The organism is Halomonas ventosae (assembly GCF_004361885.1).
Taxonomy (GTDB): Bacteria; Pseudomonadota; Gammaproteobacteria; order Pseudomonadales; family Halomonadaceae; genus Halomonas; species Halomonas ventosae_C.
The window spans coordinates 1-14,594 of the sequence record NZ_SNWH01000010.1 but is presented as its reverse complement, the minus strand read 5'-3'; the positions used below and the strand labels follow the sequence as shown (position 1 = coordinate 14,594).

At 66.7% G+C, this 14,594-nt stretch carries 13 protein-coding genes; 7 read left to right on the top strand and 6 right to left on the bottom strand.

Annotated elements, in window-relative coordinates; translation table 11 throughout:
- Positions 1-151: 151 nt before the first annotated feature.
- Positions 152-826: a ribose-5-phosphate isomerase RpiA gene (rpiA, locus tag DFO68_RS09050; protein WP_133483340.1), complete on the top strand. Its 675-nt coding sequence runs from the start codon at positions 152-154 to the stop codon at positions 824-826.
- A gap of 21 nt (positions 827-847) precedes the next feature.
- Here rpiA and waaA read toward each other — a convergent pair whose 3' ends face one another.
- The 3 genes from waaA to DFO68_RS09035 are packed head-to-tail and all read right to left on the bottom strand — an operon-like array spanning position 848 to position 4,666.
- On the bottom strand, positions 848-2,149 hold the full coding sequence (gene waaA, locus DFO68_RS09045; RefSeq protein ID WP_133483339.1) for a lipid IV(A) 3-deoxy-D-manno-octulosonic acid transferase: 1,302 nt from the start codon (positions 2,147-2,149) through the stop codon (positions 848-850).
- Positions 2,149-3,579: a bifunctional D-glycero-beta-D-manno-heptose-7-phosphate kinase/D-glycero-beta-D-manno-heptose 1-phosphate adenylyltransferase HldE gene (gene hldE / locus DFO68_RS09040; protein WP_133483338.1), complete on the bottom strand. Its 1,431-nt coding sequence runs from the start codon at positions 3,577-3,579 to the stop codon at positions 2,149-2,151. The genes waaA and hldE overlap by 1 nt, the downstream gene beginning before the upstream one ends.
- Positions 3,569-4,666 (bottom strand): glycosyltransferase family 9 protein, encoded by a 1,098-nt coding sequence (locus DFO68_RS09035; protein ID WP_133483337.1) that lies wholly within the window; start codon positions 4,664-4,666, stop codon positions 3,569-3,571. Before DFO68_RS09035 ends, hldE begins: the two co-directional genes overlap by 11 nt.
- On the opposite strand from DFO68_RS09035, the gene DFO68_RS09030 reads away from it, so the two are divergent.
- The gene (locus DFO68_RS09030; RefSeq protein ID WP_133483336.1) at positions 4,665-5,411 is read left to right on the top strand and encodes a 3-deoxy-D-manno-octulosonic acid kinase; all 747 of its coding nucleotides are present in this window, start codon (positions 4,665-4,667) and stop codon (positions 5,409-5,411) included. The two genes, DFO68_RS09035 and DFO68_RS09030, sit on opposite strands and share 2 nt — an antisense overlap.
- On the opposite strand, the gene DFO68_RS09025 is transcribed toward DFO68_RS09030, so the two are convergent.
- A complete protein-coding gene (locus tag DFO68_RS09025; RefSeq protein ID WP_243726473.1) occupies positions 5,381-6,520 on the bottom strand; it encodes a glycosyltransferase family 4 protein in 1,140 nt (379 codons plus the stop codon). The genes DFO68_RS09030 and DFO68_RS09025 overlap by 31 nt on opposite strands.
- 41 nt (positions 6,521-6,561) lie before the next feature.
- Here DFO68_RS09025 and DFO68_RS09020 point away from each other — a divergent pair, with 41 nt between their 5' ends.
- Positions 6,562-7,659 carry a glycosyltransferase family 9 protein gene (locus DFO68_RS09020; RefSeq protein ID WP_133483335.1) on the top strand — a complete coding sequence of 366 codons (1,098 nt, stop codon included), beginning with the start codon at positions 6,562-6,564 and terminating at the stop codon, positions 7,657-7,659.
- A complete protein-coding gene (locus DFO68_RS09015) occupies positions 7,656-8,426 on the top strand; it encodes a glycosyltransferase family 2 protein (protein WP_133483334.1) in 771 nt (256 codons plus the stop codon). The genes DFO68_RS09020 and DFO68_RS09015 overlap by 4 nt, the downstream gene beginning before the upstream one ends.
- A 152-nt stretch (positions 8,427-8,578) precedes the next feature.
- Here the strand turns inward: DFO68_RS09015 and waaF are convergent, their stop codons facing one another.
- Positions 8,579-9,619, bottom strand: a complete 1,041-nt coding sequence (waaF, locus tag DFO68_RS09010) for a lipopolysaccharide heptosyltransferase II (RefSeq protein WP_133483333.1) — start codon at positions 9,617-9,619, stop codon at positions 8,579-8,581.
- A complete protein-coding gene (gene rfaD / locus DFO68_RS09005) occupies positions 9,606-10,568 on the bottom strand; it encodes an ADP-glyceromanno-heptose 6-epimerase (RefSeq protein ID WP_133483332.1) in 963 nt (320 codons plus the stop codon). The genes waaF and rfaD overlap by 14 nt, the downstream gene beginning before the upstream one ends.
- Positions 10,569-10,664: 96 nt before the next feature.
- On the opposite strand from rfaD, the gene glyQ reads away from it, so the two are divergent.
- From glyQ to gmhB, 3 genes are all read left to right on the top strand, one after another.
- Positions 10,665-11,624 (top strand): glycine--tRNA ligase subunit alpha, encoded by a 960-nt coding sequence (glyQ, locus tag DFO68_RS09000; protein WP_133483331.1) that lies wholly within the window; start codon positions 10,665-10,667, stop codon positions 11,622-11,624.
- On the top strand, positions 11,624-13,690 hold the full coding sequence (gene glyS, locus DFO68_RS08995) for a glycine--tRNA ligase subunit beta (RefSeq protein ID WP_133483330.1): 2,067 nt from the start codon (positions 11,624-11,626) through the stop codon (positions 13,688-13,690). The genes glyQ and glyS overlap by 1 nt, the downstream gene beginning before the upstream one ends.
- Before the next feature lie 197 nt (positions 13,691-13,887).
- The gene (gene gmhB, locus DFO68_RS08990; RefSeq protein WP_133483329.1) at positions 13,888-14,499 is read left to right on the top strand and encodes a D-glycero-beta-D-manno-heptose 1,7-bisphosphate 7-phosphatase; all 612 of its coding nucleotides are present in this window, start codon (positions 13,888-13,890) and stop codon (positions 14,497-14,499) included.
- The last annotated feature ends 95 nt before the right edge of the window (positions 14,500-14,594 follow it).

Sequence of the window (14,594 nt, the reverse complement as noted above, 5' to 3'; positions counted from 1 at the left end):
CCAAAAGTGACGCAAAGCGACAGCTCTTGCTGCGCTGCAAAGAACGCCTATTGGTAGCATTGCGGCGGCCATGACGTCCAGCATCCAGGGGCGCCATGACTTATAATGGCGCGGCATTCGCCACCCTTTACAAGTTACAAGCGAGCACGACATGACCCAAGACGAGCTCAAGGACGCCGTGGCCGCGGCCGCCATCGACGAGATCCGCCCGCATCTCGGCAACGATATCGTCATCGGCGTTGGCACCGGCTCCACCGCGAATCGCTTCATCGACCGGCTGGCCGAACTGCGCGGCGACTTTCGCGGCGCCGTGGCCAGTTCCATGGCCAGCGCCGAGCGTCTGCGCCGCCATGGCATCGACCTCTTCGAACTCAACGAGACCGGCAGCTTGCCCCTCTATATCGATGGCGCAGATGAAGTGAACGCTCACCTTCAGATGATCAAGGGGGGCGGAGGGGCCCTGACGCGCGAGAAGATTGTCGCCGCCTGCGCCGAGCGCTTCATCTGCATCGCCGATGCCTCGAAGAAGGTCGAGCGGCTGGGCAACTTCCCGCTGCCGGTGGAAGTGATCCCCATGGCCCGCTCCTACGTGGCCCGCGAGCTGGTCAAGCTGGGCGCCGATCCGGTCTACCGCCAGGGGGTGGTCACCGACAACGGCAACCAGATCATCGACTGCTTCGAGTTCGTGATCGACGACCCGCTAACCATGGAGGCACGCCTCAATGCCATCGTCGGCGTGGTTACCAACGGCCTGTTCGCGGCCCGCGGTGCCGATGTGCTGCTGCTGGGCACCGCGCAGGGCGTGGAGCGCCTGCTGCCCGCTTGACCCGCATGCAGAAGCGAGCACTCACTCCGCCTGCACGAGCGCTTCCAGGACCGCCAGGGTGCGAGCCAGGGCGCCCCGGTTGGCCGTGACCACGCTGCGGCCAGCCTCGGCAAGACGGTGCCGCGCCTGCCGGTTGTCGAACAGGCGCAACAGCTGGTTGGCTAGCGACTCGGCGTCCACGACCTCCACCAGGGCGCCGGCCTCGCGCATGGCCTCGGCCACGTCCTCGAAGTTGACCAGCGCCGGCCCGGTGAGCACCGGCGTGCCCAGGGCGGCCGGCTCCAGCAGGTTATGCCCACCGATGGGCACCAGGCTGCCGCCGACGAAGGCGAGGTCCGCCGCGCCATAGAGCGCCAGCAGTTCCCCCATGGTGTCGCCCAGGTAGACCGCCGTGTCGTCCCCGGGCCACTCGTCGCGGGAACGGCGCGCCAGCGTCAGGCCCGCCTGGCGGCACAGCGCGGCCACGTCGTCGAAGCGGTGGGGGTGGCGGGGCACCAGGACCAGCAAGGCATCGGGAAGCCGCTCGTGCAGGCGGACATGGGCGGCCAGCACCTGCTCGTCCTCGCCGGGGTGGGTAGAGCCGGCCACCCAGACCGGCCGATTGCCCAGCCGGGTACGCAAGCGCTCACTCACCTGTCGAGTCTCGTTGCTGGTGTCGATATCGAACTTCAGCGAACCCACCACCGTGGTGCGCTCCGGCGCCATGCCCAGCTCAAGGTAGCGCCGGGCATCGGCGTCGGACTTGGCCGCCAGCCAGGCCACATGGCTCAGGGCCTCCTCCATCAGCGGACGCAGGCGGCGATAGCCACGCCAGGCGCGCGGCGACAGGCGGCCGTTGACCACCGCCACCGGCACCCCCGCCCGGTCACAGGCGGCCAGCAGGTTGGGCCAGAGTTCGGTCTCGAAGAAGATGGCGAGGTCGGGCTGCAGCCGGGCGACGAAGCGGCGCGCGGCGCCGGGGAAGTCCAGCGGCACGAAGTGATGGCTCACTTCGGCTCCGGCCCCTGAAGCCTGGCGATTCCTTGCCAGCACCAGCACCCGTTCCGCCCCGGTCGCGGTCATGGTGGTGACGACCAAGCGGTGACCGGGCCAGCGCTGCCCGAGCGCCTCGATCAAGGGCCGGGCGGCCTGCACCTCGCCCACCGAGGCGCAGTGCAGCCAGAGGGTGCGCTCGCCCTCGCCGGCGGGCGGGATCAGGCCCAGCCGCTCGCGTCGCGGCCGCCCGGGCAGCTGCTCGCGCCAGACGCGTCGCCAGATCAGCGGCGCGAGGAGGTAGAGCGCCGCCGCATAGCCCCGACGGACCCAGGGATGAGGCGCAGCCATCAGGTCTCGCGGTCGAGGATGGTGGCGATCATCGCGGTGGTGGAGACGCCATCCTCGAAGCCCAGCACCCTGACCTCGCCACCCGCCTCGCGGACGGCCGCGCCGCCGGCGATCTCCTCGGGACGATAGTCTCCGCCCTTGACCAGCACGTCCGGCAGCACCGCCTCGATCAGCCGCTGGGGGGTGTCCTCGGCGAAGGGCACCACCCAGTCGACGGCCCCCAGGCCGGCCAGTACCTGCATGCGCCGCGCCAGGGGATTGATGGGCCGCTTGGGGCCCTTGAGGCGGCCGATGGAGGCATCGTCGTTGACCGCTACCACCAGCCGGTCACCGAGGCGGCGCGCCTGCTCCAGATAGGCGACGTGGCCGGCATGCAGGATGTCGAAGCAGCCATTGGTCATCACTACCCGTTCGCCACGCGACTGGGCGGCACGCACCGCCTCGATCAGCGCAGGCTCCTCGATCACCCCGAACTCGGCCAGTTTGTCACCGTGCAAGGCGGTATACAGCTCGGCAATCGAGAGGGTCGCGGTGCCGGGCTTGGCCACCACCAGCCCGGCGGCCAGATTGGCCAGGGTCATCGCCTCTGGGTAACCGTGCCCGGCCGCCAGCGCCAGGCCCAACACGCCGATCACCGTGTCGCCGGCACCGGTGACATCGAAGACCTCCCGGGCCCGGGTCGGCAGGTGCAGCGGCTCGTGTCCCTCGCGGATCAGTGTCATCCCCTTCTCGCTGCGGGTGATCAGCAGCGCCTCCAGTTGCAGTTCGGCGCGCAGCGTCTCCCCGCGCTCGGCGAGCTCGGCGTCGTTCCGGCAGTGGCCCACCACGGCCTCGAACTCGCCCAGGTTGGGGGTGATCAGGCTGGCCCCGTGGTAGCGGTGAAAGTCGCTACCCTTGGGATCCACCAGTACCTGCTTGCCGGCGGCCTTGACCAGCCGGATTAGCGCCTCGATGCGATTCAGGGTGCCCTTGCCATAGTCGGAGATAATCACCAGGTCGCAGTCGGGTAGAGCCGCCTCGACTTGCCCCAGCAATCCGCTGGTATCGACATCGCCGAGGCCCTCCTCGAAGTCCAGACGGATCAGCTGCTGATTGCGGCTCATCACCCTGAGCTTGGTGATGGTTGGGATGCCCGGGCTGCGCTCGAAGTGAGTGCCTACTCCGGCATCCTCGAGCCGCGCGATCAGCCGGTCGGCATTGTCATCGTCGCCCACCAGGCCGGCCAGCGCGGCGTAAGCACCCAATGAGGCGATGTTGAGGGCCACGTTGGCGGCACCACCAGGGCGGTCTTCGGCCTCGTCGACTCGCACCACCGGCACCGGCGCCTCCGGGGAGATGCGCGAAGTGCCGCCATGCCAGTAGCGGTCGAGCATCACATCGCCCACCACCAACAGGCGGGAGTGCTCCAGGGCGGTCAGATCAAGCTTCATCAGAGGGCTCCGTAGCCGGTGATATCTCGGGAAGCGCCAGCACTGCCTCAAGGCGCTCGATTACCTCGTCGGCACGAATCAGGGACATGGCGTCGGGATGACGAACTCGCCGACCCCAGGGGAGTTCTGTGGGCTCCCTGTGCAGGAAGGTACGAACGGCGTGCGGATAGCGGTCGACCACGAAGTCACGCCAGCAGTAGGGGCCGGCACGGTCAGGATTGGTGGTGGCGTAGAGTCCGACGACGGGGGTGCCAAGGGCATTGGCCATATGCACGGGCCCGGAGTCGGGAGCGATCACCAACCGAGCCTCGCGAATCAATGCCAAAAGGCCCTTGAGGGGCGTCTGGCCAATAGCATCAGTCACTATCTCCTGGGGACAGAGGGCTTTGATGCGCTCGCCGAGCTGGCGCTCCTGGGTGCTGCCCCCGCCGGTAAGCACCGTCTTCAGGCCATGTTGGCGCCAGGCATGCTCGATCACCGCCGCATAGCCCTCGGCGGACCAGTTGCGAAAATTGCGCAGCCGTATACTGCTGCAGGGACTGACCAGCAGGTAGGGTGCGCTCCCCGTGAGCTGCCTTGCCTCCTTCACGGCCAGTGCCGGTATCGGCAGATCCCACTCCAGGGACAGGTCATCCACTCCGAGGAGCCGGGCGAAGTCCAGAAAGGACTCCAGCACATGGGCTCGGGGATGGGGCGCCAGGTGGCGCTGGGTGAACCAGTGCTGGGCATCCTTGGCACGGGCCTTGTCGTAGCCCACCCGCACGGCGGCCTTGAGGCCCAGGGAGAGCACGCTGGCGCGCAGCGCCTGCTGCATGTGCAGCAACACGTCGAAGCGGGTATCGGCCAGCTCGCGCCACAGGGCGCGCATGCCGGCGAGCCCCGTCGCCTTGTCGTAGACGACGAATTCGACCCCTGAGAGGCCCGCCAGTAGACTGCGCTCGCCCTGGCCGATGATCCAGGTGATTCTCGCCTCGGGCCACTGGCGCTGCAGGGCACGCACCGTCGGCACCAGGTTACAGACATCGCCCAGGGCGGAGAGCCGCAGTACACAGATATGCCGGGGGTCGGCGGGCAGAGGAGGCTTCATGCGGTTGGCAACGTATCGCGCGGGAAAGATTTTCATTCTATATGATGCGGACAGTTTATGTGACGCCGACCGGGCGTCACAAACGGCGCCGCCCCTCCCCCCTCAAGGCTTCGATCCCGCCTGGTGGCGCGACGCCGGCCGGGTGGTCGGCGAGGCCCCCGGCCGTGGCGCCAGCCTCTTCGTGGATGCCGGCGACTTCGAGCCGGGCGCCCAATGGGTGCTCAGGCCCTACCGGCGCGGCGGCCTCATCGCCCGGCTCAGCGACGACCGCTACCTGTGGACCGGCCTGGAGGGAACCCGGGCCTTTCGCGAGATGCGCCTGACCGCCGCGTTGCATGCGCGCGGCCTGCCCGTGCCACGCCCGGTTGCCGCGCGGGTGACGCGCCACGGGCTCAGCTACCGGGCGGCGCTGATCACCGAGCGCATCCCTGGCGCCCGCGCCCTGGCAGAGCTCCTGCAGCAGGATGAAACCGACCCCGCCCTGCTTAAACGCGTCGGCACGACCCTGCGGCGCTTTCACGACGCCGGCCTGGATCACGTGGACCTCAATGCACGCAACCTGCTGGTCGACCCGCACGGCGAGGTGTGGCTGATCGACCTCGACCGCTGCCGGCTGCGGCCCCAGGGCGCCTGGCAGGCGGGCAACCTGGCACGTCTCGAACGCTCGCTGGCGAAGTTCGGTGCCCGCGGCGCCATGCTGGCCATCCGCGAGGCCTACGACGCCCCCACCAAGGCATCGGCATAAGCCTCCACCAGGCCCTGCACGTGGGCCGCCAGGGTGAAGTGAGCATTCACTTTCTTTTGAGCCGCCTCCCCCAGGCGCAGCCTCAGTGTGGCGTCCCCGGCCAGCTCCCCCATGGCGTCACGCCAGGCCAGGGGATCATCGGGCGCGGCAAGGCGGCCCGTCTCGCCGTCGATGAGCTCGGGAATGGCCCCGCTGTCGGCGCCGACCACGGCCTTGCCTGCGGCCATGGCCTCGATCACCGTCAGGCCGAAGGCCTCGTTGCGCGACGGCACGCAGACGATGTCCAGGGCCTCGAACAGCCTCGGCAGGTCACTCCGGAAGCCGGCGAAGGTCAGTCGCTCGCCCAGGCCGAGTTCGGCCACGCGGTCGCGTAGCTCGGCCACGAAGGCCTCGCTGCTGCCCTCCGCGGCGCTCAGCCCGCCGATCAGCACCCCGTGCCAGGTCAGTGCCGGATAGTGCTCGCTGAGCCCGGCCAGTGCCTCGACCCAGACGGCCTGGCCCTTGCCTGGCGTCAGCCGCCCCGGCACGCCGATGACCACCCCCCCCGGCGGGATACCGAGCGCGTCGCGCAGCGCCCGTCGCTCGGTCTCGGTGAGGCGCGGCACATAGGGTGCCGGGTCGATGCCCAGGTAGAGCCGGCGGATGCGCCCGGGCGGCAACGGGAAGGCCGCCAGGTTACGTTGCCGTGTCGCCTCGCTGATGGAAAAGAGGCGCGTCACCTTGCCGTAGGCCCAGCGATGGTAGGGATCCTTCTTGGGACGCGTGACGCCCATGTGGTCGGTGAAGCAGAGCCGCAGCGAGGGACGCAGGGTCACCAGCAGGGCCGCCAGGCGAAGGTCGCTGGACTTGTGGCAGTGGAGTATCCGGATATCGTGGGCCTTCAGGTATCGGAGCAGGCGCCCCACCCTCAGCAGGGCCTGGCCACGGGAGGCCACGGTCAGCGGCGTGATGCCGGCCTCGACCAGACTCGCGGCGACCCGAGACCCCGCCAGCCCCAGGCCATGGGCCTCCCACCCCTGCCGTCTCAGCTCGGGTATAATGCGCGACGGATACATTTCCAGTCCGCCCCAGCCGTTCGAGAGGCAGATATGCATGACCTTGCGGGACAAGGGGGTCTCCTTTGCGGTGTTGGGGCTCGGGAGCCCGGATGATGACACAATGCCCTGAGGGTGATGGGGGCGAGCCTCGCCTGCTGGTCGTGCGCAACGACAAGATCGGCGATTTCATGCTCGCCTGGCCGGCACTTGCCTGCCTCAAGGCGGCCGCTTCGGCGCCCCGTGTCAGCGTGCTGGTTCCTGCCTATACCGCGCCGCTGGCCAGGCAGTGCCCCTGGATCGACGAAGTGCTGATCGACCCGGGTAACGCCAGCGGCCGAGCGGGGTGCCGAACGCTGCTCCAGCGCCTGCGCGAGGCGCGCTTCGACGCCCTGCTGACGCTCTTCTCCACCCCGCGCATCGGCTGGCTGGGCTGGCGGGCCGGCATTCCGCTGCGCCTGGCCCCGGCCACCCAGTGGGCCCAGCTATTCTATAATCGACGCATCGTGCAGCGCAGGTCGCGTTCCGAGAAGCCCGAATACGTCTACAACCTGGAGCTCGCCGAGGCGCTGCTGGTGGAACTCGGACTCGCGGTGCCACCACGCCCCGAGCCGCCCTACTGGCCACTACCCGAAGGTACCCGCGCGGTGCAGCGGGAGCGTATCACCGATGAGCTGGGCCTGGACGGCTCGCGCCGCTGGCTGTTCCTGCATCCCGGCAGCGGCGGTTCGGCCGTGAACCTCTCCCTCGAGCGCTATGCGAGCCTGGTGCTGAACATACAAGCGCGACTGGCCGGGGCGAGCGCGCGCGCGCCAGCCTGGGTGCTCACCGCCGGCCCGGGCGAGGAAGCCGCGGCCGATAGTCTTCGCGAGCGCCTGGCCGGCGAGGGGATAACGGCCGTCCTGCTGCCACCTCGCCACGGGCTCGATGACTTCGCCCTTAGCCTGTCGGCTTGCGACCTGTTGATTGCCGGCTCTACCGGCCCCTTGCACATCGCCGGTTGCCTGGACCGGCCCACTGCGGGCTTCTATCCATCACGGCGCTCTGCCACCCCACTGCGCTGGCGGACCTGCAATGCCGAGGCCCACCGGTTGGCCTTCTGCCCCCCCCCCGGGGCCGGCGAGCACAACATGGACAGCATCGACCTGGAAGCCGCGGCGAGCCGCATCGCCGATCTCCTGCGTCACCTCCCGAGCCACGAGACGATCTCATGACACCGATCACCGGCATCATCATCACCCTCGACGAGGCGGAGAATATCGCCGACTGCATCGCCTCGCTGCGCCCCGTCTGTGACGAGGTGATCGTCGTCGACTCGGGGAGCCGTGACGATACCGTGGCGATCGCCGAGCGCGAGGGGGCCCAGGTCATCCATCAGCCCTACCTCGGTGACGGCCCCCAGAAGGCCTTTGCGGTGCCCCGGGCGCGAAATGACTGGATCCTGGCCCTGGATGCCGACGAGCGACTCGAGGAGGATGCCATCGCCGCCATCCGCTCACTGGCGCTGGATGATCCCCACATCGCCTATCGCTTCAAGCGCCGCAACTTCGCCGGCCACCACTGGATCAAGGCCGCCGGCTTCTATCCAGACCCCGTGACACGACTCTACAATCGCACCACCTCGGGGTACCTGCCAAAGAGGGCCCACTCTTCCATAAAGGCCCCCCAGGTCCTGGACACGGGGGGCCATATCCGGCACTTCACCTACCGCGACCTCTCCCACTGGATCGTTCGCATCGACCAGCTCTCGAGCCGGGATGCCTGGGCGATGAAGCAGCGAGGAAAGGGACCCTCCCGCTGCCGCCCAACCTGGCATGCACTGAGCGCCATGCTGCGAAAGCTGATCCTCAAGGGCGGCCTGCTCCAGGGCGCAGACGGGATGACGGTAGCCGTGACCACCGCCTTTCATGCCTACATGAAGTACGCCAAGCTCAACGAACTCCACGAGAAGGAAAGAGCGGACCAGGTGAGGCTGGGCTGACGCAGTGGCACATTCGGCTTCCGGCCCTGGGCATGGTCGGATCTCGGTGCGTGTGTTTCCACCTGCAGACGGGGATACAGGAGCATGGCGGTGGTGAGCGTATCGCTAGGCTCCGATGAGCCGACCCTGATCGAAGCGCACGAGAAACTGGCCTAACTCGCCAGTATCGAACGCAGGATGCGCTCGGGCATCAGATGATTGAGGCAGTTGGTATGGCCCAGTGGGCAGGTGCGCTGGAAACAGGGCGAACAGTCAAGGCCGAGATAGTGTACCTCGGCATTCTCGGTCAAGGGTGGCGTATAGGCGGGCGAGGAAGACCCGTAGATGGCCTGCACACGAGTCCCCACCGCGGCCGCCACATGCATCAGCCCGGAATCGTTGGTCACCACCTGCTCGCAGTCACCGAGCAGGTCGACGGCATCCGCCAGCCGCGTCCTGCCACACAGGTTGTGGGTATGGGGAAGATCATCGGCGATCGCCTCGCCGGCCTCCACCTCCTTGGGTCCGCCCAGCACGCGGACCTCGTAACCCTCCACCACCAGCCCTCTTGCCAGCTCCCGGAAATAGCCAAGCGGCCACTGCTTGGCCGGGCCGTATTCGGCCCCCGGCATCATGCCGATGGCCGGACGGGAGGAAAGCCCCAGTTCGACGCGGCACTCGACCAGGTTCTCGGTATCCAGCCGCAACCGCGGCCGCGGAATGGGGAAATCCCCGCGTGCCGATTCCTCCGCCGGCAGGCCCAGGGCCACGAAGCGCTTGACGGTCTGGTCCAGCACCATCTTGTCGAGGCGTCGGCGGTCATTGAGCAGCCACAGCCGCTGCTCGCCGGTGAAGCCGGTGCGCCACGGGATGCGCGCCAGGAAGGGCACCAGTGCCGACTTCCAGGAACGCGGCAACACGATGGCCTGATCGAAGTGTCCCCGCAGGGCGTGAGCGAGTCGCCGTCGGATGGCCAAGCCGAACTGGCCATGCCCCACCTCGAGGTTGGCGACCTCGTCGACCTCGTCCATGCGCTCGAGGATCGACCGTGACCAGGCGGGGGCCACCACGGTGATCCGGCTGTCCGGCTGCCTCGCCTTCAGGGTCTTGAAGAGGCTCTGCGCCATGACCATATCGCCGACCCAGGAAGGCCCCACCACCAGGATGCGCTCCCCCTCCCCGCCGCCGTGCCATCCGGGCTCATCCCTTCCCATTCAGCCACTCCAGGTACTCGCGCACCCCCTGGGCCACGCTACGGAACTCGCCATCGTAGCCGGCCTCGCGTAGGCGGCTGATGTCGGCCCGCGTGTAGCTCTGGTAGCGACCCTTGAGTTCCTCGGGGAAGTCGATGTACTCGATCCTGCCGCGGCCATAGTAGTCGACCACGGTCTCGCCGATGGCCTTGAAGGGCTCGGCACTGCCGGTGCCCAGGTTGAAGATGCCGGAGGCCTCGGGATGATCCAGGAACCAGAGGTTGACATCCACCACGTCCCCCACATAGACGAAGTCGCGGCTCTGCATGCCGGCCTCATAGCCCTCCCAGGCACCGAACAGCTTCACATTCTGGCCGGCGCTGATCTGGGTGTGGTGGTGGTAGGCGACGCTGGCCATCTTGCCCTTGTGCTGCTCCCGGGGCCCGTAGACGTTGAAGTAGCGCAAGCCCACCACCTGGCTGATGAAGTCGTCGTGGCGGGCACGCACGTACTGGTCGAACAGCAGCTTGGAGTAGCCGTAGACGTTGAGCGGCTTCTCGTGCTCGGGGGCCTCGAAGAACACCTCGCTGCCCCCGTAGATGGCCGCCGAGGAGGCATAGATGAAGGGAATGCCCTGGCGCTGGCAGAAGTTCAGCAGTACTTTGGAATACTCGAAGTTGTTCTCAAGCATGAAGCGCCCGTTCCACTCGGTGGTGTCCGAGCAGGCGCCCTCGTGGAAGATCGCCTCGATGGGCGGCAGGTGCGACGCCTCCCCATTCAGCGCCGCTTTCACCCGGGCGAGGAACTCCTCCTTGTCCAGATAATCGCCGAGCGTGCAGTCTGCAAGGTTGACGAACTTGGTCCCGTCGCTGAGGTCGTCGACCACCAGCACCTCGTCATGGCCACGGGCATTGAGTGCCTTGACCAGGTTCGAGCCGATGAAGCCGGCCCCGCCTGTCACTACAATCATGGGAATCCTCTTGTCTCCGGGCCTGCGCCTATAACCGATCTTCCGGTGATTGTATACTTGACGGCTCGTGAATTCATGGCCAACGGTGCTTCCGCAATGACTCTCTCGACACCTTCGTCGACAGCAGACGTGACAACCTTCCAGGGTCTGATCCTGGCCTTGCAGCAGTACTGGGCCGAACAGGGCTGCGTGATCCTCCAGCCTCTGGACATGGAGGTGGGCGCCGGCACCTTCCATACCGCCACCTTCCTGCGCTCCATCGGCCCCGAGACCTGGAACGCAGCCTATGTGCAGCCTTCCCGTCGCCCCACCGATGGCCGCTACGGCGAGAACCCCAACCGCCTGCAGCACTACTACCAGTTCCAGGTGGTGATGAAGCCCTCCCCTGCCGACCTGCAGGAACGCTATCTGGGATCGCTGAAGCACCTGGGGCTTGACCCGCTGGTGCATGACATCCGCTTCGTCGAGGACAACTGGGAATCCCCCACCCTCGGCGCCTGGGGCCTGGGCTGGGAAGTCTGGCTCAACGGGATGGAAGTGACCCAGTTCACCTACTTCCAGCAGGCCGGCGGCCTGGAGTGCTACCCGGTCACCGGCGAGCTCACCTACGGCCTGGAGCGGATCGCCATGTACCTGCAGGATGTCGACAGCGTCTACGACCTGGTCTGGACGCTGGCGCCAGATGGCAGCCGCGTCACCTACGGCGACGTCTACCTGCAGAACGAACGCGAACAGTCGGCCTACAACTTCGAGCACGCCGACGTCGACTTTCTCTTCACCTCCTTCGACCACCAGGAGCGCGAGTGCAGCAAGCTGCTGGATGCCAGCCTGCCGCTGCCCGCCTACGAGCAGGTGCTCAAGGCCTCACACACCTTCAACCTGCTGGATGCCCGCCACGCCATCTCGGTGACCGAACGCCAGCGCTACATCCTGCGCGTGCGCACCATGGCCCGTGACGTGGCCCAGGCCTACTTTGACTCGCGCAAGGCCGCCGGCTTCCCGCTGGCCCCCGTGGCCCTGCGCCGCGAACTGCTTGCCGAACAGGGAGATGCATGATGGCTGCCAATACCCTTCTGGTTGAACTGGGTGTCGAGGAACTGCCCCCGAATGCCATCGATGATCTCTCCGACGCGCTTGCCGAGGGCATCCGCCGGGGGCTCGCCGAAGCCGACATCGACTTAGGCGAGGTTCTCGCCCATGGCAGCCCGCGCCGCCTGGCTGTCCAGATCCGCGAGCTGGCCGACAAGCAGCCCGACCGCGAGGTCGAGCGCCGTGGCCCGGCCCTGGCCGCCGCCTTCAAGGAGGGCCAGCCGACCAAGGCCGCTGAAGGCTTCGCCCGCTCCTGCGGGGTCGCGGTGGATGAGCTGATTCAGCTCGAGACCGACAAGGGCACCTGGCTCGGTTACCGCGAACAGCAGGAGGGTGAGGCCACCACAGCGCTGCTTCCCGGCATCGTCGAGAAGGCCATCAGCGCCCTGCCAGTACCCAGGAACATGCGTTGGGGTGCGTCGCGGGTGGAGTTCTCGCGCCCGGTGCATTGGCTGGTCATGCTCTACGGTAGCGAGGTTGTCGAGGCCAGTGCCCTGGGCCTGCAGGCAGGACGCACCACCCGCGGCCACCGCTTTCACGCGCCGGCGCCCATCGAACTGGCCCATGCCGATGACTACCTCGGCGCCCTGGAGCAAGCCTGGGTGCTGGCCGATCGCGCCAGCCGCCGCGAGCGCATCCGCGAGCAGGTACTGGCCGAGGCCGAGGTGCAGGACGCCACGGCCGTGATTGATGAAGCGCTGCTCGTCGAGGTTAGCGGCCTGGTGGAGTGGCCCGTGGCCCTGACCGGCAGCTTCGACGAGCGCTTCCTTGAAGTACCCGCCGAATGCCTGATCTCCTCCATGAAGGCCAACCAGAAATACTTTCACCTGCTGGGGCATGAAGGCCAGCTCAAGCCGCTGTTTATCACCATCGCCAACATCGACAGCCTCGATCCGGCACAGGTGATCCACGGTAACGAGAAGGTGATCCGCCCGCGCCTGGCCGATGCCGCCTTCTTCTACGATACCGATCGGCGTCGCCCATTGGCGGACCGGGCCCCCGAACTGGCCGGCGTGGTGTTTCAACAGAAACTCGGCACCCTGGCAGACAAGGCACATCGCAACGCCGCCGTGGCGGCCTTCATCGCGGGTCGCATCGACGCCGACGTGACGCAAGCGCGTCGTGCCGCTGAGCTGGGAAAATGCGATCTGGTCACCGAGATGGTCCTCGAGTTCCCTGAGCTCCAGGGCATTATGGGCCGCTACTATGCCGTCAACGACGGCGAACCAGCCGAGGTAGCGCAGGCTCTCGAGGAGCAGTATTTACCCCGCTTCGCCAGCGATGTCATCCCCCAGACTCGCACCGGCCTGGCGCTGGCGCTGGCCGATCGCCTCGACACCCTCACCGGGATCTTCGGTATCGGCCAGCGTCCCAGCGGTACCAAGGACCCCTTCGCCTTGCGCCGCGCCGCCATCGGCGTGATCAATATCCTGGTCGAGGGCCAGCTGGCCCTCGACCTGCGTGAGTTGCTCGAACTGGCTGCAGCACAGCATCAGGAGTTGCCCTACGCCGAAGGGCTGGTGGACGAGGTACTCACCTATATGCTCGACCGCTTCCGCGCCTGGGCCCATGACGAGGGCATCGATACCGAGGTCTACCTGGCCGTGCGTGCTCGTCCGGTAACCCAGCCACTCGACTTCGCGCGTCGTCTGCGTGCCGTCCAGGGTTTCTCCCATCGCGAGGAAGCCTCCGCCCTGGCCGCCGCTAACAAGCGGGTCTCCAACATCCTGAGCAAGCAGCAGCATGATGGCACCACCGAAGTCGACGCTGGCCTGCTTCAGGAATCCGCCGAGAAGGCGCTCTACGAGGCACTGGCATCGTGTCGTCATACGGTAATGCCACTCTTCTCTGCGGCTCACTACAGCGAGGCTCTAGACGCACTGGCCGGCCTGCGAGAGCCGGTGGACACCTTCTTCGATCAGGTCATGGTGATGGCCGAGGATCCCGAGATACGTCGCAATCGTCTGGCATTGCTTGCCAGCCTTCAGGCCCTCTTCCTGGAAGTGGCGGATATCGCCTTGCTGCAGCAGTAGCACCCCTCTTGACGTCCCTGAGGCCGGCGATGGTGTTCGCCGGCCTTTTTCATGCGTTATTCGATTGTTTCACGTGGAACATTCGAGATGCGAGCAGGACTCAAACAGACTAGCTCTGACCACTTGACCGCTTGGAAGGCAATGTTCCACGTGAAACACTCCGGTGATTGAGCATCAAGCCGGCAAGGAGACTCCCCATGCCCTTACCTGACCGTCTCGTGATCCTCGACCGTGACGGCGTCATCAACCACGACTCCGACAATTACGTGAAGTCCCTGAAAGAATGGACCCCCTATCCCTCCTCCATAACCGCCATCGCTAGGCTCAGCCGCGCCGGTTGGACAGTGGCTGTTGCCACCAACCAATCTGGCATTGCCCGTGGTTATTATGATGAGGAAGCCTTGAAGGCCATCCATGCACGCCTCCATGAGCTGGTTCGCGAAGCGGGTGGGGAGATTGCCCATATCGCTTACTGCCCGCATGGACCTGAGGACGGCTGCAGATGTCGCAAACCCTTGCCAGGCATGCTGGAAGAGATTAGGCGCGCATTGGGGATGAAGAACCTTGAGAGCAGCTGGATGGTCGGAGATAGTCAGCGCGACCTGAAGGCCGGCAAGATCATGGGCTGTCGGACAGTACTGGTTCGCACTGGCAAGGGCCTTCGAACGGAGCAACAGAGCATGGAGCAACAGGGGAAGAGGCTAGAGGGGGCGAAGGTGTTCGATGACCTGGCCACCTTCGTGGATTGGCTGCTGGCCCGGGGAGACAGCGACGAGCAAAGCTGCCCAGCCAGGCAGACAGCATACTGAATCGAGTAGGAGGGGGAGTCGCCTCCCCCGTCCTCTCACACCACCGGGCATACGGTTCCGTACCACGGCGGTTCACGAAGAACGATTAAGCCCTC

What these genes read in the sequence shown, in the direction of transcription:
- rpiA (WP_133483340.1), top strand. Translation starts at nt 152, where the DNA reads ATGACCCAAGACGAGCTCAAGGACGCCGTGGCCGCGGCCGCCATCGAC.
- waaA (WP_133483339.1), bottom strand. Translation starts at nt 2,149, where the DNA reads ATGGCTGCGCCTCATCCCTGGGTCCGTCGGGGCTATGCGGCGGCGCTC.
- hldE (WP_133483338.1), bottom strand. Translation starts at nt 3,579, where the DNA reads ATGAAGCTTGATCTGACCGCCCTGGAGCACTCCCGCCTGTTGGTGGTG.
- DFO68_RS09030 (WP_133483336.1), top strand. Translation starts at nt 4,665, where the DNA reads ATGCGGTTGGCAACGTATCGCGCGGGAAAGATTTTCATTCTATATGAT.
- DFO68_RS09035 (WP_133483337.1), bottom strand. Translation starts at nt 4,666, where the DNA reads ATGAAGCCTCCTCTGCCCGCCGACCCCCGGCATATCTGTGTACTGCGG.
- DFO68_RS09020 (WP_133483335.1), top strand. Translation starts at nt 6,562, where the DNA reads ATGACACAATGCCCTGAGGGTGATGGGGGCGAGCCTCGCCTGCTGGTC.
- DFO68_RS09015 (WP_133483334.1), top strand. Translation starts at nt 7,656, where the DNA reads ATGACACCGATCACCGGCATCATCATCACCCTCGACGAGGCGGAGAAT.
- waaF (WP_133483333.1), bottom strand. Translation starts at nt 9,619, where the DNA reads ATGGGAAGGGATGAGCCCGGATGGCACGGCGGCGGGGAGGGGGAGCGC.
- rfaD (WP_133483332.1), bottom strand. Translation starts at nt 10,568, where the DNA reads ATGATTGTAGTGACAGGCGGGGCCGGCTTCATCGGCTCGAACCTGGTC.
- glyQ (WP_133483331.1), top strand. Translation starts at nt 10,665, where the DNA reads ATGACTCTCTCGACACCTTCGTCGACAGCAGACGTGACAACCTTCCAG.
- glyS (WP_133483330.1), top strand. Translation starts at nt 11,624, where the DNA reads ATGGCTGCCAATACCCTTCTGGTTGAACTGGGTGTCGAGGAACTGCCC.
- gmhB (WP_133483329.1), top strand. Translation starts at nt 13,888, where the DNA reads ATGCCCTTACCTGACCGTCTCGTGATCCTCGACCGTGACGGCGTCATC.